Here is an 18,161-nt window from a genome sequence, read left to right on the forward strand (position 1 = left end):
CAGGTTGGCTGCACTGTGGGGTGATAATACGTCCATGACTATTAGCCACGAGTCGATTTACCAGGCCCTTTACGTACAAGGGGCAGGTAGCTTGCGTAAAGAACTTGTGTTTGAAAAGTCCTGCCGGACTACCCGGCCAGGGCGTAAACCCCGCTCGCTTTTAGCGGGGGTGCCCAAACCACGAGGAAAACGCTGGACCCATGATGCCAATATTTCACTTCGCCCAGCCGAAGCCAACGACCGTGCTGTGCCCGGTCATTGGGAAGGGGATTTGATTATTGGCGCAGATGGCACCAGTGCTTTAGCGACATTGGTGGAACGCCGCAGCAGGTTTGTGCTCCTCGGCAGACTCGGCACTGACCATACTGCCGCAAGCGTCAATGAGGTCATGGTGCGGATGATTCGTCGGCTTAAAGAGTCGATGGACACCACGATGTCGACGTTGACCTGGGACCAGGGGGTGGAGTTTGCCAAACACACGGAGTTTTCCGTCGCGGAGAATATCCAGGTGTTTTTCGCCGATCCGCATTCACCGTGGCAGCGAGGCAGCAATGAGCGGATGAACCGGGATATCCGGTTTTATTTCCCCAAAGGAACCAACTTTACCGATGTCACCGACCAGGAGGTCGCCCAGGCGGAGGCATTGCTGAATAACCGGCCGAGGGTAGTGCTCGGCGGGTTAACTCCCCGGGAGGTAATCTCTGGTGTTATCCATGATGCAATGACCGCCTGACCCTACCGTGCATACGCACTAGCACTCGGCGCAACAGAGAACGCTGCCCCCGTTAAAGCTAGGCTTACTATCCCGACTACTAATGAACGGAGTGACTTTCGCATGACCAATCCTTCTTCCTTGTCAAATGGTGAGCTGCAAGGCTTTTACGAAGACCTTTACGTTTATTGCTCTGAAAAAGACTCTTACCAGGTTGCCGAGCGTTTCAAGAAGGAACTCAAAGTTTCTTTTCCCGAAATTGACGATCTTCCTGATTTCACAGTTGATGAGTGCGATGAAGACGAGTATCAGCTTGCTGAAGAATTAGACCCTGGTAGTAATCAGGAAAATTTTCGTCCGTACATGATTACTCAGCATTTCTTCCTGGAAGTCTTAAACCTAAGTGACAAGATAATTGACCCTATTAGTGATGCTGTTTTCGAAGCCGTTCAACGAGCTACAGAAGATGTCCCATACTTCAGTTTCATGGGTTTTCTCAAGGAGAATCACTCTGATGATGAGTAGAAGAACGTAGCATCTGGCTTTACTCTGATACGTAGCGGTGGACTGTTCCCACGGAGTACCCAGTTTGTTTTGCTATCGCCCTGATGCTTAGCCCACGAGCACGTAACTCTCGGACGCGGCGACGCTTCTCGTTAGCGCGTGCGAGGTAGTCTTCGCGCGATTCACTAGTCCATCGTTGAGCGGTTCTAACAGACGCGCCCATTTTCTCGGCAAGAGCGCGAGCTGTTTTTCCGTTACGCGGATAGCGAGCATAAACCTCACTCATAGGGCACTTCTCCAGTTCTCTTGAGCAGCTTTACGCCTAACCGCTCCGCTTTTGCGGCCTCGTGCGCTTTGGATGGTGCTGAAGGTTGCTTCGTAGACGGCGGGGCCGTCTGCCCACATGCGGGATTTGGTGGTGATCCATCGGTGGATGGAGCGGGCGATTTGGTCGACTTCGCGTGTAGACAGTGGTTCGCTGAAGAGTTGTTGGTTCATGGCTTGTGCGGTGGTTTGGATTGCGCGGCCGAGTCCGTCGGGGTTGCCGAAGTGGTGGCGGATTTCGCGGTATGCCCAGGTGCGTGCTGATTCGAATAGGGCGCAGTTGCGCCCTAGTCCGACGGGGTTTTTGCGGCGGGTGCGCTTCCACGATGGTGGCGGCATGAAGCCGGTTTCGGTTAGCCAGAAGTTCAGCTCGTCGAGTGTGTAGAGCTTGAACCCTCCGCCCGCGACACCGGAAGCAGATCAGGCTAAGAAGGTCACCCCAGGTTCGTGGTTCGATGACGCCACGGAACTTACTGTCGACAACATCAGCAGCGTCACGGCCGACATTGTTCCTGGTGAGACGCACGTGTACAAGATCAAGTCCGAGTATGGGCAGCAGCTCCGCGGCGCCGTCAAACTTATTGACGCCCCAGAAGCGGACAAGCTTGCACAGATCTCCGGCCTGGATATCAAGACGCTGAATTCGGCACGCCAACTCGCCGGTAGCGAGGAAACCCGTCCTGTAAATGAACACCAGATCGGCGAAGAGACAACATTTGGTAACTCGGCCCGGATTAACTACCGCAATCGGATCGGCGAAGATAGTGAAAAGTCGGGCGATTACGAGGCTGAAAGAGCGTGGCTGGATGGTGACCAGTACATCGTTGTCTTCTTCAACAACAGTTGGGGCGCCGGTAAATCCCACGATGTCGCGGATGTTCAAAATGTCCCGGTGACTTATCAGCTAACCACGGAGTTGGTCGGCGAGAAGATTCCGGGCCCAGCTTTTGAACAGGTCGCGCACAAGTCGCCAAGTAGCGAAACCCCGACTAGTAGCCAGCAGAATCCGAAGACCACCGAAGAAAACGAGGATGACGGCTCCTCGAAGATGATGTGGTTCTCTATGGGGGCGGTGCTTCTGGTCTTGGTCGTCGGCGCGACAATCGCGTTGACCCGTAAGTAACTCTAGAGCGTCCAGTACACGCCGAATCGGTCAGGCTTGACGACGGTTTCCGTGCCCTCGGCAACCTCAGCGCCTGTAAGGCCAAGCGCTTGGCAGGCGCTTTCGACCTCTTCGGCAGAATCGCTGGAGAGACGCATCGCCACACCGTCGCCGAAGGTGAAATTGTGCATGCCCGGCGAGTCGAGCGTCATGAAATTCTCTGACCCGAAAAGTTGGTTGTATACCTCGGTGGCGGCGGCAGCCTGTGGTTCGTCGCCTGTCCACATGAAGTAGGGAATAACGGCGGGATTCGCTGTCTTTGCGGCAGCGTCCGTGCTTGCAGCCCCGCTGGTTAAGGAATTAATCATCAGTTGCCAGTTGACCCCATTGCCGTCTACCAACCAGCCAAAGAGCGGCGAGAAATCGTAGCTGGTCAGGGGCATGAGTGCAGCACCACCGCTGATGGTTTCATCACCCGCCATCAGATGCTCCCACAGTCTGCGCAGCTGGTTTTCCTGACCAGGGGCAAAACGCACCAAAAAAGACACAGCGGGGGTTAATCGGCGGTTCCCGTCCTCAATGAGCTCGAAGTCCATCCCACCGATGGTGAGCGTGGTGGAGTTGGGCTTGATGTTGGAGTGAAAACCTTCGGCGTAAAACCGCGCAGCGGCGCGAGGGTCGTCGTTAAGCGCGATCACGGCCGAAATAGAAACAGTCATGAAAATGAGCCTAACGACGAGCGCTTAACCGCGCAGAGAACGCAGCGTTTGATCCTAGTCAGTGAAGAATCTTCATACGGTGATATCCCCAGTAACGCTGCGCTGATTAGGGGATTTCAGTTAGTGGCGTGGGCTCTGCTCGCGAACTAGGTCTGCAAATCTGTTGATGTAGTCGCGAACAAAGTCCTCAGTGCTTGACGACGTGAATTCTCCTTGTTCGTCAATGAGTGTTGGCGATTGTCCCAGGAAGACCTCTGGCTGACCGAGCATCGGCATGTCGAAGTACGACAGCGCGAGTCGCAAGTTCTTCTGAGAGCTATAACCTCCCATACGGCCGACGGAGTGGCTGATAATTCCCGCGGGCAGGTTCTTCCATGCCACATCACCGTTGGGCTTAGATCCGATGTCAACGGCATTCTTCAGAGCTGCAGGAATTGTGCGGTTGTTTTCTGGGGTGACAAATAGGATGCCATCGCTGGCTTTAATGGTTTCCCGGAAACTGGTGTATTCCGCGGGAGTCGCAATATCGGACACTGCGGGGTCGTCGTAGTCGAAGTTGTAGAGAGGGAGGTCACGAATCTCGACGATGTCGACTTTGAAGTCATCGGGGAAGTACGTGGCTGCCTTGAGTGCAATCTTTCGTGCATAGGAGGCTCGACGCAAGCTTCCTACCAGGATAGAAATCTGTGCAGTCATGCGAATGTTCCTTTCTTAGGATGTATGGGGAAAGACGCGGGTTTAGAAATCCCAGTCTTCGTCTGCGGTGTCTTCGGCTTTTCCGATGACATATGCGGAGCCGGAACCGGAGAAAAAGTCGTGGTTTTCATCTGATCCCGGGGTGAGGGCGGCGAGAATCTCGGGTTTGAAAGCGGTCTCATCATGGTTAAACCGCTGCGGATATCCCAAGTTCATAAGCGCTTTGTTGGCGTTGTATCGAATGAAGTTGGCAACGTCGTCGTAAAGCCCGAGTGGCTCGTATAGAGCTTCGGAGTACCTCAGTTCGAGCTGGTATAGCTCGTCGAGAAGCTCGAAGACGAAAGCCTTCATCTGCGTTTGCGTGGTGGCGTCGTAGGTTTCTACGCCGCGCTGGAATTTGTAGCCGGAGTAATAGCCGTGCACAGCTTTGTCACGCAGGATTAGGCGCACCATGTCGGCGGTGTTGGTCAGGATGCCTCGTGATGCGAAGTGCAGCGGGAGGTAGAAACCGGCGTAAAGCGAGAAAGACGAAAGAAGCGTTGCTGCCGCCTTTCGCTTGAGTGGAACGGCACCGTAATAGTGTTTGAGCACAGCTTTTGAACGTGCCTGCAGGATGTCATTGCCGACTGCCCACTGGTAGGCAGCGTCGATGTCAGGGGTATTGGACAGCGTTGAAAAAACTGAAGAATAGGACTTTGCATGCACTGCTTGCATGAAAGCGATGTTGGTATAGACCGCCTCTTCATGTTCAGTGCGGGCATCTTGAATTTGGGAAATCTCTCCGACAGACGCCTGCACTGTGTCGAGCATGGTCAGTCCTGTGAAGACCTTCATAGTCAGCTCGCGTTCTAGATCGGTGAGACGCCGCCAGTCTGCAAGGTCATTGGACAGCGGGACTTTCTCAGGCAGCCAAAAATTTGCTGTTAGGCGATTCCACACTTCGAGATCTTTGTCATCTTGCACTCGGTTCCAGTTGATTGGCCGAAGGCGTGCAGATGGGTCTTTCCGAAAAGACGGTGGCGTAGTTGAATAGCTGTAGATGTTCAAGAAGTAGCACTCCTCCAGAATTTTTCCAGGCCCTCTCGGACGTTCTCCACATCGTGGTCTGTCCCCAGTAGCTCGTAGTGATACAGCTCCGGGACCTGGCATTTTGCAGAAATGATGGCTCCGGCTATGCAATAGTCGGTGCCGAAATTCGTGTTTCCCGAGGTGATGACACCGCGGATGAAACTCCTATTGGTTTCGTCGTTGAGAAAAGCGATGACTTGCCTGGGTACTGCGCGGCGACGACATCCGCCACCATAAGTCGGTGTAATCAGGACAAATGGGCTGCAGACGCGAATCATTCCGTCTTTTCGCGGATGTAACGGGATTCGTGCTGCGGGTTGAGCAAGCTTTTGGACGAACCGGTGAGTGTTTTCAGAGGCACTGGAGAAGTACACAATTCTGGGTGACTCCTCCAGTGGGAGTTCCGTGAAAGTCAGCGGCGTCTTCGAGGATGAAGACACTCAATTACCTCCTGTGTTCAATGGGTTGAACAATAAAGTAGAGGAGTGAACGTGGTGTCAACAAGGTGCTGCTTACGTAAGACTGAACGTGCTTAGTAATGCAATTGAGAAGTAAAGTCGCGGCACTGTACTAACGGCGGAAAAATCCAGCAGTTGATTTTCAAGGCGAGAAAGATAGCGGGGCTGGCAGCGGGGGTGTCTCCCCAGCGAGGGGAGGGAGATTCCAGAGGCCTCTCAGCGGAGCCAAACAGGGCAAACAAAAAGGCCGCGCTTTGGAATGAACCAGTCAACGAGATGACTGGGTTTCCAAAGTGCGGCCTTTTCTACAGCGCATAGCATCAATGCGTTATGGAATAACTACAGATGCATAGCGAAATCCACTACTTCAGCGGGCGAACACTGCCGGTGAAGTGCGGGCGCTTCTTCTTGCGATCCCATGCCACGATGTTGACGGCGCGGCCGGTGTTGGAGTTGCCATCAGCCAAATCGTGTGCGGCACCTGCACCGTCACCGGTGTGGGTGAGGGCGACATTGATTGTGGTCGGCAGAACGACCGGCGTACCGAAGGAAATCTGGAACTCGTATGGCTGACCCGGCAGAATCTGAGCTTCAGCCAGCGCGCGGGAGGCAGTGTACATGCCGTGTGCAATTGCTGCCGGCATACCCAGGGCCTTGGCGGAGACAGAGGTGATGTGAATCGGGTTCCAGTCGCCAGAAACCTTGGCCCACTGGCGGCCGGTGTTGCCAGCTAGCTTCCACTGAGCAGTGGGGAAGGGGACCTTGAACTGCTCGCGCTTGATGGTTTCTGCACCGGACTTGATGGCCTCGCGCTGTGCCTGGACTTCTTCGAAGCCCTCGGCATCCTTCAGGCGAGCGCCCTTGGCCAGGTACACCGACTGCTCCTCGACCAGGGTGGCACCGGATGTGGACGACGTAACGGTCGACTCCAGTACAACCTCGGTGCCCGAGCGGTGAGCGCGGAACGCTGCAACCTTCACCGAGATATCAACCTTGCCACCGAGCGTGACCGGAGAAATCTCGCGGTAGGTGTTCTCGGTGTGGACCAGGCCCATCATCGGCAGCGGGAAGTCATCCGCAGCCATCAGCTCCATCTGAATGGGCATGATCAGGGCGTGGATGTGGCCGAAGAAAGCCTGCTCAGACTTCGGGGCGCCTACGACGTCGCGGAAGCCCTGGTCACGGTCAGCGTCGACAGTGACGTTCTTGACCACCAGTTCATTGACCTTGATCTCGGTGGAGTTCGGGCGCTTCTTCGCCGAACCGGCAGCTGCCTTGGCGTAGAGCGGAACCAGATTGGGAATGGCATCCAGGGTCTTAGCCATAAGTTTTCCTCTTTCCTCCTTATCGGGAGCCTATGCGGAAGCCGCAGCTATCGCTTAGGCACCGACGATGTTCTGACCGCAGACGCGCAGGACGTGGCCGTTGACGCCGAGAGCGCGGTCGGAGACCAGGAAGGCAATCGCCTGGGCGACGTCGCCCGGCTGTCCACCCTGCTGCAGCGAGTTCACGCGGCGAGCAACCTGACGGTTGACGAACGGAATAGCAGCGGTCATGTCGGTCTCGATGAAGCCCGGAGCAACAGCGTTGATGTTGCCGCCGCGCTTAGCGAACTCCTCAGCGTAAGCCTCAACCATTGCGATAACGCCAGCCTTGGAGGTGGCGTAGTTGGTCTGGCCGCGGTTACCAGCGATACCGGAGGTGGAAGCCATAGTGGCGATACGAGGGGCCTTCTCGAAGGCCTTGTGGTTCAGCAGCTGCTCGTTCATCTTCAGCTGGGACTCGATGTTGACGGCGATGACGGAGCCCCACTTGGCATCGTCCATGTTGGCGAACATCTTGTCACGGGTGATACCTGCGTTGTGGATGACGATATCCAGGCGACCGTAGCGGGCCACAGCGGCATCGGCGATAGCATTGCCAGCGTCATCAGCGGTGATGTCCTGCTGCAGGGCCAGGCCGCCGAGCTCGTTGGCAACCTTGGACAGAGCCTCACCAGCCTGCGGGACGTCGATAACGATGACCTCTGCGCCGTCAGCCTTGAGCTGGCGAGCAATAGCGGCACCGATACCACGAGCGGAACCGGTGACAGCGGCAACCTTGCCAGCCAGCGGCTTGTCCCAGTCAGCCGGAATCTCGCCAGCGTCGGAGGTGACGCGGAGGAACTGGCCGTCGACGAAGGCCGAGCGGCCGGAGAGGAAGAAGTGCAGGGAGGAAATCACAGACGGCGCAGTGACCGAGACACCCGGGGCGACGAGGATGCCGTTGGCGGTGGAACCACCGCGGACCTCGTGGCCGAGGGAACGAATCAGGCCCTCGATGCCACCGGCGACAGCGTTTTCCGCAATCTCAGCCGGGGTTGCGTTGTGGTGAGCGTCCTTAGCGCGGGAGATGGTGACAATGCGGCCACCCTTGTCCAGCTTGCGCATGTGCTTGGCAGCAGCCAGCACCGGGCCCTGCAGCTCTGCTGGGCGCTTAGCCTCGGTGACGACGATGACGATGGCTCCGACCTTGTCGTCAGCGGCGTTGTCGCGGCGAACCTGCAGGCCCCACTCGGTTAGCTGGGCTGCAACTGCGTCTGCATCTGCACCCTCACCGGTGACGAGCACCTTGTCGTTGTTTAGCAGCGGGCCGCCCGGCTTGTGGCGGCGCAGGAATGGCGGCTGCGGCAGGCCAGCGGCCTTAGCTAGTCCAGTGAGCGGACCACCGTTGACGAGTTCCTGGTACTTATCAGCCATGGAAAATTCTCCTTATCAGTAAAACCTTGTAAGTAAGTAAAACCTTGTAAGTAAAAGTGTCTTTATCGGTGGTGCGCTATTAGACGCGAGCCTCGAGGACTGCGACAACGCCCTGGCCGCCTGCAGCGCAGACGGAAATCAGGCCGCGAGTGGTCTTGCCCGTCTCGTTAGCCTTCTCGCGCAGCATTTTGGACAGGGTAGCCACGATGCGACCGCCGGTAGCGGCGAACGGGTGGCCAGCCGCCAGGGAAGAGCCCTTCACGTTGAGCTTCTCGCGCGGGATGGAGCCCAGTGCGCCGTCCAGGCCCAGCTTGGTGCGGCAGAACTCCTCGTCCTCCCATGCCTTCATGGTGGACAGGACAGTGCCGGCGAAGGCTTCGTGGATTTCGAAGAAGTCGAAGTCATCGAGAGTCCAGCCGTTGCGGGCCAGCAGACGCGGGGTGGCGTATGCCGGAGCCATCAGCAGGCCCTCGTCACCGTGGACGAAGTCAACAGCGGCTGCCTCGGAATCGACGACGTCGGCAAGCACTGGCAGACCGCGCTCAGCGGCCCACTCCGGGGTGGAGATAAGGACGGCGGAGGCGCCGTCGGTAAGCGGGGTGGAGTTGCCAGCGGTCATGGTCGGCTCTGCTTCTAGACCACGGCCGAAGACTGGCTTGAGCTTAGCCAGCTTCTCCGGAGTGGAGTCAGGGCGCATGTTGGTATCACGGGAAACGCCCTTGTACGGGGTGACCAGGTCGGAGAAGAAGCCCTCGTCGTATGCGCGTGTCATGTTCTGGTGGGAAGCGGCGGCGAGCTCATCCTGCTCAGCGCGGGTGACGCCCCACTTGGCGGTGGTGATGGCCTGGTGCTCGCCCATGGACAGGCCGGTGCGCGGCTCGCCGGTCGACGGAGTGTCCGGAGCCAGGTCGGACGGACGGGCCTTCAGGAAGACCTTTGCCATGTCCAGGGTGGACTTCTGGCGGCTGGCCTCCAGCAGGATCTTGCGTAGGCGGTCGTTGACAGCAATCGGAGCATCCGAGGTGGTGTCCACGCCGCCGGCGATAGCGGAGTCGATCTGGCCCAGCTTGATCATGTTGGCGACGGAGTTCAGAGCCTCCATACCGGTGGCACATGCCATCTGGATGTCGAAGGCTGGGGTGTCCGGAGCCAGTGCGGAGCCGAGGACGGACTCGCGGGTGAGGTTAAAGTCACGGGAGTGCTTCAGCACAGCACCAGCGGAGACTGCGCCGAGGCGCTCGCCGGCGATACCGTAGCGGGCGACAAGGCCGTCGATAGCGGCGGTCAGCATGTCCTGGTTCGACTCGTTAGCGTATTCCTTATTAGAACGAGCGAACGGAATGCGGTTACCGCCGACGACGACTGCGCGGCGCAGAGAGTTCTTGTTGGCCTGAGCTGCCATGTGATTGTTCCCTTCAAAATTCTTGAAGTGTGACGTGAATTACTAAATTTAGACAATACTGGTATCGGTGTTTTCTGTCACGTTTTTAGAAATAAAAATGCCCCACCTGCCACCGCGCGGGGGAGGTTAGGGGTACGCGCTGTCATTTGGCTGTCGGGCAAGCGTGGTAACGGCGCCGATAAATCTCAAGAAAGTTTCCGCTTGACGACGGCCACCGCGTCAACCCCCACTAGTTAGGGTGGTGGCCGGAGGTATCAATAGAGTGCAAAGGCGTATAGGGGTTTAGACTTTATCGCCATGCGACCTGAACTTTCCTCGTATAACCATCTTTCCGCGGGCAAGGTCCGGGAAATCTACGAGATTGACCCTGAGACTCTTCTGCTTGTGGTCAGTGACCGTATCTCGGCGTTCGACCATATTCTTGAGACCCCGATTCCTGATAAGGGTCGAGTCCTCACCGCGATGAGCGTGTTCTTCTTCGACGAGATTGATTTTCCGAATCACATGGCGGGTCCGGCCGACGATGAGCGTATTCCGGAAGAGTGCCTCGGCCGCGCACTGGTCTGCAAGAAGCTGGACATGCTGCCGTTCGAGTGTGTCGCACGCGGCTACCTGACTGGCTCCGGCCTGGTGGAGTACAAGGCCAACGGCACCGTCTGCGGTATTGAGTTGCCGGAGGGCCTCGTTGAAGGCTCCAAGCTGCCAGAGCCAATCTTCACCCCGGCCACCAAGGCCGAACTGGGCGAGCACGACGAGAACGTCTCCTTCGATGCCGTCGTTGATGCTCTCGGTCAGAAGCGCGCCGAAGAGCTGCGCGATGCCACCCTGCGCATCTACACCCAGGCCGCTGAACTGGCTGCTTCGCGCGGCATCATCCTGGCTGACACCAAGTTCGAGTTCGGCCTCGACGCCGACGGCAACCTGGTGCTGGCCGACGAGGTTCTCACCCCGGATTCCTCCCGCTACTGGCCGGCCGACTCCTACCAGGAGGGTTCGGTCAACCCGAGCTTCGACAAGCAGTATGTCCGCAACTGGCTGACTTCCTCCAAGTCCGGCTGGAAGAAGGACGAGGGCACTCCGCCGCCGGCGCTGCCGGGTAGTGTTGTGGAAGCAACTCGCGAGCGGTACGTCGAGGCCTACGAACGACTGTCGGGCCGCCGCTTCTCGGACTGGATTGGAGAACCTGCGTGAGCGAAGTGACCTTGGACTCGGCATCCGTCGGCAAGCCTGCAGCAAAGGATTTGCCTGCACCCCGTGCACAGCGGAAGCCGGTGACTCGGTCCTTCCACGGAAGGTACTTCACTGATAACTTCGAGTGGCTCCGCGATAAGGAAAACCCCGAGGTTATCGAATATCTAGAGGCGGAAAACGCCTACACGGAGGCTTTTACCTCCGGCCTTGATGGCACCGCAGACACGATTTTTAAGGAAATCAAGTCGCGCGTGCAGGAGACCGACATGTCGGTCCCAACCCGTCTGAATGGCTGGTGGTACTACTCGCGTACCCAGGAGGGCAAGTCTTACGGGATGAGCTGCCGCGTGCGTGCGGAAGCCGGTGACGGTCTTGACGCGTGGACCCCGCCGACCATCGCCGACGACGCCCCGGCACCAGGAGAGCAGGTCCTCCTGGATGCCAACGAACTGGCCGAAGGGCACGACTTCTTCGCCCTCGGCGCAGCGAGCGTCTCCGCGGACGGCAATCTGCTGGCCTACTCCACCGACGTCACAGGCGACGAACGCTACACGCTGCGCGTAAAGGATTTGCGCACCGGCGAACTGCTTGACGACGAAATTGCGGGCATCGCCGCAGGTGCTACCTGGGTTGGCTCGGAGTGGATCTTCTATCAGAAGGTCGATGAAGCCTGGCGTCCGGACTCCGTCTGGCGTCACCGCGTGGGCACCTCCACTGACGACGATGTCCGTGTCTTCCATGAGCCCGATGAGGCCTATTGGGTCGGGGTCGGCACGGTGCGCAGCGAAAAATACCTGATTATTGAGACCTCCTCGAAGATCACCTCTGAGGTGTGGTACCTGGACGCCAGTGACCCGACCGGAGAGTTCACCTGTGTGCGCCCGCGTGAGACTGGTGTTGAATACGACATCGACCACGCGGTCGTTGGCGGCCAGGACATGTGGCTGATTACGCACAATATGACCGGCTCGAACTTTGCACTGGCCATGGTGCCGGTAGGGGCTTTCGCTCACCTTTCGGACCTCACCGAGCTGGTTGCCCACCACGATGATGTCCGCGTTGAGGGCGTTGACTGCTTCGCTGGTCACATCGCCTTTGGCTACCGTCGCGGCGGTATTGGTCGCGTGGCGTTGGCGGTGTTGAATCAGGATGAGGCTGATGCTGCTGCGCCAGTGCCAGCGTCCGCTGTGAACTTCGTCGAGCTTGATTTCGACGAAGAGCTCTACTCCGCAGGCACCACCGGAAACGCCGAGTGGGACACTCCGGTGCTGCGCTACGCTTACGGCTCTTTCACCACGCCGTCACAGCTCTGGCAGATCGATATTGCCTCGGGCAAGCGGGTTTTGCTCAAGGAGCAGAAGATTCGCGGGGAGTTCAATCGCGGTGATTACGTCGCTAAGCGTGAATGGGTGAGTGCGAGCGACGGTGCCCAGATTCCTGTGTCGATTATCCATCGCGCGGACCTCGACCTGGACGCGCCGAACCCGACGCTGCTCTACGGCTACGGTTCCTATGAATCGTCCATGGATCCGGGCTTTTCCATCGCGCGCCTATCGTTGCTGGATCGCGGCATGATTTTCGTCATTGCGCACGTCCGCGGCGGCGGTGAGATGGGGCGTGGCTGGTGGGAGAGTGGCCGCGCAACCACGAAGAAGAACACGTTTACTGACTTCGTGGCAGTCGCCGACTACCTGCTGGATTCCGGCTGGACCACGCGCGAGCAGCTGGTAGCGCTCGGCGGTTCGGCAGGAGGCATGCTGATGGGCGTGGTCGCCAACATCGCCGGTGACAGGTTCGCGGGCATCCAAGCAGTGGTGCCGTTTGTCGACTGTCTGACATCCATGCTCATGCCGGAGCTACCTCTGACGGTGGTGGAGTGGGATGAGTGGGGCGATCCTTACCATGACCCGGAGGTCTACGACTACATGGCCTCCTACGCGCCGTACGAAAATATCTCGGCCGATGTGAAGTACCCGAAGATTCTCGCGATTACTAGTTTGAACGACACTCGCGTGCTCTACGTGGAGCCGGCAAAGTGGATCGCCAAGCTGCGTGAGGTTGTCGGCGGCGAGCCGGGTCAGTTCCTGCTCAAGACGGAGATGTCTGCGGGGCACGGTGGTGTGTCCGGACGTTATGAGCGGTGGCGCCAGACGGCCTTCGAGTACGCCTGGATTGTCCACACCGCTGGTGCGGTGAAGTAACACATGGATATTCGCACGCTGCTGTCCGCACAGGGCATCGACACCGATTCGCTTTCCGACGATCAGTTGGCCGTCTACCACACGCTTTTTCGGCGGCGGGATGTCCGCCGCGAATTCGCCGGCGAAGTGTTGGACAAGGCGCGGTTGATGCGCGTGCTGGCGGCCGCTCATGCCGCGCCTTCGGTGGGACTGTCCCAACCATGGGACTTTCACATCATCCAGGATTCGGATCGCCTGCAGCAGTTCGCCGACCACGTTGCCGGACGCCGCGCTGAATTTGCAGCCAAGCTGGAAGGGGAGCGGCGCGAGACCTTCAATCCAATTCAGATTGAAGGAATTGTGGACTCGGGAACGGGCATCGTCGTCACCTATGACCCGACCCGTGGTGGCAAGAACATCCTCGGCCGCGACACCGTCGATGACACAGGTCTTATGTCAGTCGCTCTGGCTATTCAGAATCTGTGGCTGGCTGCCACGGCAGAGGGGCTCGGTGTCGGTTGGGTCAGTTTCTACCATGAGGATTTCCTGGCCGATTTTGTCGGTGTCGAGGCTCCCGTGCGGCCGGTAGCCTGGTTGTGCATTGGGCCGGTGACACACCTGGCTGCAGAGCGGGATTTGGAGAAGTTCGGCTGGCGCAAGGGGCTGGCGCTCGATGAGGTTGTGCACTGGGGGCTAAGTCGCGAGGCAGACGCAGGTTGATGCCCTGCGGCGCTTATCGGATCCTTTACCTGAAAGGCTTTTGAGTATTCTCCTAGCTTTGTCCTCTCTGTTACCAAAAATTTACATACGCCTGTTTTTGTTGAATCCATGGCAGGCAGTGGGGTGCAGGAACAGATTCGGACGACCGACCAGGTTGTCCGACCGGCAGGCAAAGAACTTATAACCGTTGACGGTGGGGTGGTTGGGTCGCCGCTTTTGGTGTCGGTGTCGGGTTTGCGTGATGGCACGTTGCTCGATGTCGCTCGTTTCGTCGCGGCGATGGAGCAGCGCAGTATCACACCGTCGCTGTTGGTAGCTCCTCATGCTGGCAAGAACTGGTCGCTGCGGGAAGCTCCGGCGGTGCTGGATTGGCTTCGCCGTCGTAGTGATGACGGGATCGAGATTGTCCTCGCGGGATTCGACCAGTCGGTTCGGGGCCGGGTCGCGGAATTTGCGTCGTTAAGCGAGCATGAAGCGCGTTTGCGTCTGACTGCGGCGACGCGCCAGATGCGTGCGATGGGTTTTGAGACGGATGTATTTGCACCACCGAAGTGGGCCATGTCGCCAGAGACCATGAACGTGCTGCCGGAGCTGGGCTTCCGTGTGGCAGCGGATCGAAACGGTGTCCGTGACCTGACTACCGGTGCGGTCGATCCGACTCGTGTGCTGGCCATCGGTGAGGGCTTCGGCGGTGCCGGTTGGTGGCGCCGTGCGGTGCGCTCCTCGGTGCAGCGCTCGCTGGAGAAGGGACGCGCGGTGCGCCTCTCGGTCAACGCGTCGAAGTTGCGTGAGCACAAGCTGCGCCAGGATGTTGTCGACATCATTGACCAGGCGGTCGATGGGGGTGCGCAGCCGGTCAACCACTCCGCAGTGCCGCTGGGCCGTGAGCTCTTTGAAGGCATGGAGCAGGTCGGCTAACCGCTGCGCCTGACGGTCAACGCGCGGCTGCCCTAGTGTGGGAATTATGAGCAATCTCTTTGACATCCCAGTAACTACCATCGACGGCAACGAAGCAACGATGAATGACTGGGCGGGCCACGTCCTGCTTATCGTCAACACCGCCTCTGAGTGCGGTTTCACTGATCAGTACGACGAGCTGCAGGGCCTTTTCGACGAACTCGCACCCCGCGGCTTCTTCGTCCTCGGGTTCCCCTGCAACCAGTTCGGCGGCCAAGAGCCCGGCAGCGCCGAGGAAATCAAGCAGTTCTGCCAGCGCGAATTCGGTGTCACCTTCCCGCTATTCCAAAAGACGGAGGTCAACGGCGACAACGCTCACCCGCTGTACCAGCTGCTGAAGGAAACCCTGGACGGCGACGGCGAGGCCGGAGATGTGAAGTGGAACTTCGAGAAATTTGTCGTTTCGCCAGAGGGCGAGGTCATCGGCCGCTTCCGCTCTAAGGTCTCGCCTGACGACGACGCCCTGCGCAACCTCATCGAGGAAAACCTGCCTATTTAATCAGGTCTTTTAACTTGGCTATCTGGCGGCCTCCAGCGGTGCCTGCTCGAAGTAGCCAGTGGCGCCGTAGCCCACGATGCCGCCTCGGTTGCGCAGCGTCATGCTGGCCAGGCCTACGTTGCCAAGCTCATCGCCACCGACAGTGACCCAATCACCTCGAACCGCGACAACCATATTGGCGTGCATCCCGAGGCCGGCCGGGTAGCGGTAGAAGATGATGTCACCGACCTGCGGAGAGAAGTCCTTGTCGGTGACGAAAGCATCATGCGCCTTGTAAGCATCCATGAGCTGTTCGACATCTGTGACCAACCATGGGTTCGCGGTGGCGGAGGCCGTGTTTTTCTCGCTGTTCTTGTCAGCGTTGCGCTTGTCGCTGGTGGCCGCCGCCTCTTCGGCATCTTTTGGCCCCTCTGCCGCGTCATAGACCGGCACACCCGCTGAAGCGAGCAGGAATGACAAGAATGGGGCAGTCCAGGACCCGGAACAGTCGACCGTATTTCCAAATGCATCGAGGTTCGGATCGAGGTTCGGGGTTGACTCCGAGGCCCGATCTGCAGCCGAGGCCTGGTTCGCAGCCATACGCGCAGAGCCTGGCCTGGTCGTGGCAGCGGTGGCCGCGGCACCTTCATCAGCGGTCGGGTCAGCATAGGAATCCGGGTGCTTGCCAACCTCAGGGATAACGCCGCGGATGTCGTCGTCAGTAGCGCCACACGCCAGCCCGAAGTAGACCTCCGGGGAAGGCTGCTCCTCATACTGATAGCGGGCAACGTCCTTCAGAGCCTGCTGATAGTAAGGACGGTCAGGCTCAGTGCGGGGGAACGTGCCACCACGCCACGCCAGGATATTGATAGGACCAAAGAGCGTGAACCACCCGGCAAAGAGAAATACCGCCGTCAGCGCCAGAATAGAGGCAGGCGGAATAGCGGCACGAACACGCTGCAGGAGGCTCGGGGAGGGTGCAGTCTCCGGGCTGTCGTCAAGCGATGGTGAGGAAGACTCAGACCGTGCTTCGTGGGGCTGCTGCGCGGGCACTGGCGCGGGTGAATCGGTGGTCATAACTTCATAGGATAGTAGGGGCGTTGTGCAGGGGACTGTGGTGCTCCTTGGCGAGTGCCGCTCTGGGGTACCGCTACTGACTGTGGCGGCAGTTAAACTGTGGGACATGACTTCACCCGACCAGCGTAACGAGGCCGAGCGCGACCCTCGTGAGGATTTGCCGAGCTTCCTGCACGAGCCGGACAAAATAGACAAAATTCTCTATGCATCGCTGATGCTCATCGCGGTGTATGGCTTTGCAATTATCCCGTTCCGCGCGGTTTTACTGCTCAAGTACACGTTCTTGCACACGTGGCTGACCGGCTCGAATCTCTCGGTGCTGATTCTCGCGTCGGAAAACGAGGACCGGCCGCTGTTCCTTTTCGCCGTCGTGGTGATTGCGGCGCTGTCGACAATCAAGTTCATGCCGTTCTTCTACTGGATGGGCAAGAAGTGGGGCACGGAATTCATCACGATGAGTTTCGCAGGCCACCCACCGCGATGGTTTAAGAAGATGGAGAACTTCATCTATGAACGCATCGGACTGAGCGTGTTGGCATCCTTTGTGCCGTTCTCGCCGATTCCGGCCACGATCGTCGTGGCCATCGGTGGTATTGCGAAGGTGCGCGGCTGGGTAGTAGGCGTGTACCTCTTCCTCTGCGCCGCAATGCTTAAGTGTTTCTACCTGTACTTGGGCCTGAAGTTTGGCCCAAGCATCCAGGGCTCCCTGCAGACGATTGACAGGTACGTCACCTACATCACCTTCGCGCTGATTGGCTGGATGTTCCTGTCCATCTGGTGGAAAAACAGGAAACCGAGCAGCCCGGCGGCTTAGTCCTCTTCGCGCTCAATCAGCGGCAGCGGACTGTACTTGTCGCGCAGTGCCTTCAGCGACAGATCGTGAGCGTGCAGGCGCTTGTCCTCATCCGTCGTCGGCTGGAAGTGCGGTACCGGCTGCGGGTTGAAGTCGTCGTCAATTGCGACATACGTCATGGTCGAATGCAGCGCCTTGCGCAGTCCGCCAACACCCTTGCGCGGCTCACAGCAGTAGACCTGCACCGACAGGTGCATAGAGGTCGTGCCGGTGCGCAGAATGCGTGCGCGCACCTCAACCAGATCACCAATGTGAATCGGGTTGTAGAAGCGAATACCGCCTGCGTACACAGAAATGGTCTGGCGGCCCGCCCAGTTGGTGGTAACCGCCGTCGCGGCCTCATCAATCCACTCCATGGCGGTGCCGCCGTGGACATTGCCGCCCCAGTTAACATCGGTCGGCTTCGCCAGGAAACGAGTGGTCAGTTCGGGTGCGGAGGAGTCCGCGGAGTACGTCTGTGCGCGCATACTGGCCTCGATGTCGCGGCGGAGCTCGAAACGAGAAAGAGCGGCTTTTTCAACGCGCTCTTCTTCCTCTGTCTGCGGAACCCACTTAGGAACCGGAGTCGACTTACCGTTTTCATCCATGGCCACAAAAATCACCAGGCAGTCAGCTGCGCGGGTGAACTTGCCCTCGCGTGGATCCGCCGAGAGCACCTCGTTGACAATGTGCATAGAGCTGCGACCGGTGTGCGCAATCTTGGAGCGCACCTCCACGATGTGGCCGCTGGGAATCGGACGAGTGAAGTGAATGTGGCCGAAGTACGCAGTCACACAGTAACGTCCCGACCAGCCGGTCGCGCAGGCGTAAGCGGCCTTGTCAATCCACTGCAGCACGCGGCCACCGTGGACAGAATTGGTGCCGGCCATGATGACGTCGGTCGGCGAGGCCATAAAACGGAGCACTAGAGAAGGCGATGCCGGGGCATGCACCTGTTCAGCTTTATCAGTCGACTGCGTATTCATATATGGAAGCATAACTC

At 58.5% G+C, this 18,161-nt stretch carries 20 protein-coding genes; 9 read left to right on the plus strand and 11 right to left on the minus strand.

What is annotated here, in order from left to right; all coding sequences use genetic code 11:
* Nucleotides 1-733 (plus strand): IS30 family transposase (locus Q0U90_RS08505; protein ID WP_297453590.1); only part of this gene is annotated, 733 nt, incomplete at its 5' end.
* 102 nt (nucleotides 734-835) lie between these two features.
* Nucleotides 836-1,237, plus strand: coding sequence for a hypothetical protein (locus Q0U90_RS08510; protein ID WP_048733056.1), 402 nt, complete (start codon nucleotides 836-838; stop codon nucleotides 1,235-1,237).
* Between the two features lie 19 nt (nucleotides 1,238-1,256).
* Here Q0U90_RS08510 and Q0U90_RS08515 read toward each other — a convergent pair whose 3' ends face one another.
* Both Q0U90_RS08515 and Q0U90_RS08520 read right to left on the minus strand, forming a co-directional pair.
* A complete protein-coding gene (locus tag Q0U90_RS08515) occupies nucleotides 1,257-1,502 on the minus strand; it encodes a helix-turn-helix domain-containing protein (protein ID WP_080969594.1) in 246 nt (81 codons plus the stop codon).
* Nucleotides 1,499-1,879 carry a primase C-terminal domain-containing protein gene (locus Q0U90_RS08520; protein ID WP_255468697.1) on the minus strand — a complete coding sequence of 127 codons (381 nt, stop codon included), beginning with the start codon at nucleotides 1,877-1,879 and terminating at the stop codon, nucleotides 1,499-1,501. The genes Q0U90_RS08515 and Q0U90_RS08520 overlap by 4 nt, the downstream gene beginning before the upstream one ends.
* A 49-nt stretch (nucleotides 1,880-1,928) precedes the next feature.
* Here Q0U90_RS08520 and Q0U90_RS08525 point away from each other — a divergent pair, with 49 nt between their 5' ends.
* Nucleotides 1,929-2,663, plus strand: a complete 735-nt coding sequence (locus tag Q0U90_RS08525; RefSeq protein ID WP_187271209.1) for a hypothetical protein — start codon at nucleotides 1,929-1,931, stop codon at nucleotides 2,661-2,663.
* A 2-nt stretch (nucleotides 2,664-2,665) separates the two neighbouring features.
* On the opposite strand, the gene Q0U90_RS08530 is transcribed toward Q0U90_RS08525, so the two are convergent.
* The 7 genes from Q0U90_RS08530 to Q0U90_RS08560 form a co-directional block, all read right to left on the minus strand.
* A complete protein-coding gene (locus Q0U90_RS08530) occupies nucleotides 2,666-3,361 on the minus strand; it encodes a VOC family protein (protein WP_187404827.1) in 696 nt (231 codons plus the stop codon).
* 120 nt (nucleotides 3,362-3,481) lie between these two features.
* On the minus strand, nucleotides 3,482-4,057 hold the full coding sequence (locus Q0U90_RS08535) for an NADPH-dependent FMN reductase (protein WP_016421405.1): 576 nt from the start codon (nucleotides 4,055-4,057) through the stop codon (nucleotides 3,482-3,484).
* A gap of 42 nt (nucleotides 4,058-4,099) precedes the next feature.
* On the minus strand, nucleotides 4,100-5,104 hold the full coding sequence (nrdF, locus tag Q0U90_RS08540; protein ID WP_080969595.1) for a class 1b ribonucleoside-diphosphate reductase subunit beta: 1,005 nt from the start codon (nucleotides 5,102-5,104) through the stop codon (nucleotides 4,100-4,102).
* Nucleotides 5,101-5,565 carry a class Ib ribonucleoside-diphosphate reductase assembly flavoprotein NrdI gene (gene nrdI / locus Q0U90_RS08545; protein ID WP_297453617.1) on the minus strand — a complete coding sequence of 155 codons (465 nt, stop codon included), beginning with the start codon at nucleotides 5,563-5,565 and terminating at the stop codon, nucleotides 5,101-5,103. The genes nrdF and nrdI overlap by 4 nt, the downstream gene beginning before the upstream one ends.
* A 380-nt stretch (nucleotides 5,566-5,945) precedes the next feature.
* Nucleotides 5,946-6,908 (minus strand): MaoC/PaaZ C-terminal domain-containing protein, encoded by a 963-nt coding sequence (locus Q0U90_RS08550; protein WP_297453620.1) that lies wholly within the window; start codon nucleotides 6,906-6,908, stop codon nucleotides 5,946-5,948.
* 54 nt (nucleotides 6,909-6,962) lie between these two features.
* Nucleotides 6,963-8,321: a 3-oxoacyl-ACP reductase gene (locus Q0U90_RS08555; RefSeq protein WP_297453623.1), complete on the minus strand. Its 1,359-nt coding sequence runs from the start codon at nucleotides 8,319-8,321 to the stop codon at nucleotides 6,963-6,965.
* Nucleotides 8,322-8,400: 79 nt separating this feature from the next.
* Nucleotides 8,401-9,723 carry an acetyl-CoA C-acetyltransferase gene (locus tag Q0U90_RS08560; RefSeq protein ID WP_297453626.1) on the minus strand — a complete coding sequence of 441 codons (1,323 nt, stop codon included), beginning with the start codon at nucleotides 9,721-9,723 and terminating at the stop codon, nucleotides 8,401-8,403.
* A 297-nt stretch (nucleotides 9,724-10,020) separates the two neighbouring features.
* On the opposite strand from Q0U90_RS08560, the gene Q0U90_RS08565 reads away from it, so the two are divergent.
* From Q0U90_RS08565 to Q0U90_RS08585, 5 genes are all read left to right on the plus strand, one after another.
* Complete coding sequence (locus tag Q0U90_RS08565) at nucleotides 10,021-10,914, plus strand: phosphoribosylaminoimidazolesuccinocarboxamide synthase (RefSeq protein WP_297453629.1); 894 nt, start codon at nucleotides 10,021-10,023, stop codon at nucleotides 10,912-10,914.
* A 50-nt stretch (nucleotides 10,915-10,964) separates the two neighbouring features.
* The gene (locus Q0U90_RS08570) at nucleotides 10,965-13,115 is read left to right on the plus strand and encodes a S9 family peptidase (RefSeq protein ID WP_297453701.1); all 2,151 of its coding nucleotides are present in this window, start codon (nucleotides 10,965-10,967) and stop codon (nucleotides 13,113-13,115) included.
* A gap of 3 nt (nucleotides 13,116-13,118) precedes the next feature.
* Complete coding sequence (gene bluB / locus Q0U90_RS08575) at nucleotides 13,119-13,814, plus strand: 5,6-dimethylbenzimidazole synthase (RefSeq protein WP_297453631.1); 696 nt, start codon at nucleotides 13,119-13,121, stop codon at nucleotides 13,812-13,814.
* A gap of 108 nt (nucleotides 13,815-13,922) precedes the next feature.
* Entirely contained in the window at nucleotides 13,923-14,732 is an 810-nt protein-coding gene (locus Q0U90_RS08580; RefSeq protein WP_297453633.1) for a polysaccharide deacetylase family protein, read from the plus strand.
* Between the two features lie 46 nt (nucleotides 14,733-14,778).
* Nucleotides 14,779-15,270: a glutathione peroxidase gene (locus Q0U90_RS08585; RefSeq protein WP_297453636.1), complete on the plus strand. Its 492-nt coding sequence runs from the start codon at nucleotides 14,779-14,781 to the stop codon at nucleotides 15,268-15,270.
* 18 nt (nucleotides 15,271-15,288) lie between these two features.
* On the opposite strand, the gene Q0U90_RS08590 is transcribed toward Q0U90_RS08585, so the two are convergent.
* A complete protein-coding gene (locus Q0U90_RS08590; RefSeq protein ID WP_297453639.1) occupies nucleotides 15,289-16,326 on the minus strand; it encodes a hypothetical protein in 1,038 nt (345 codons plus the stop codon).
* A 106-nt stretch (nucleotides 16,327-16,432) separates the two neighbouring features.
* Between Q0U90_RS08590 and Q0U90_RS08595 the strand changes: the two genes are divergently transcribed.
* Nucleotides 16,433-17,140, plus strand: a complete 708-nt coding sequence (locus tag Q0U90_RS08595) for a hypothetical protein (protein ID WP_297453642.1) — start codon at nucleotides 16,433-16,435, stop codon at nucleotides 17,138-17,140.
* Here the strand turns inward: Q0U90_RS08595 and Q0U90_RS08600 are convergent.
* The gene (locus Q0U90_RS08600; RefSeq protein ID WP_297453645.1) at nucleotides 17,137-18,144 is read right to left on the minus strand and encodes an acyl-CoA thioesterase; all 1,008 of its coding nucleotides are present in this window, start codon (nucleotides 18,142-18,144) and stop codon (nucleotides 17,137-17,139) included. The two genes, Q0U90_RS08595 and Q0U90_RS08600, sit on opposite strands and share 4 nt — an antisense overlap.
* Nucleotides 18,145-18,161 lie beyond the last annotated feature (17 nt).

Source organism: uncultured Corynebacterium sp. (assembly GCF_946998835.1).
In the GTDB taxonomy this organism is placed as follows: domain Bacteria; phylum Actinomycetota; class Actinomycetes; order Mycobacteriales; family Mycobacteriaceae; genus Corynebacterium.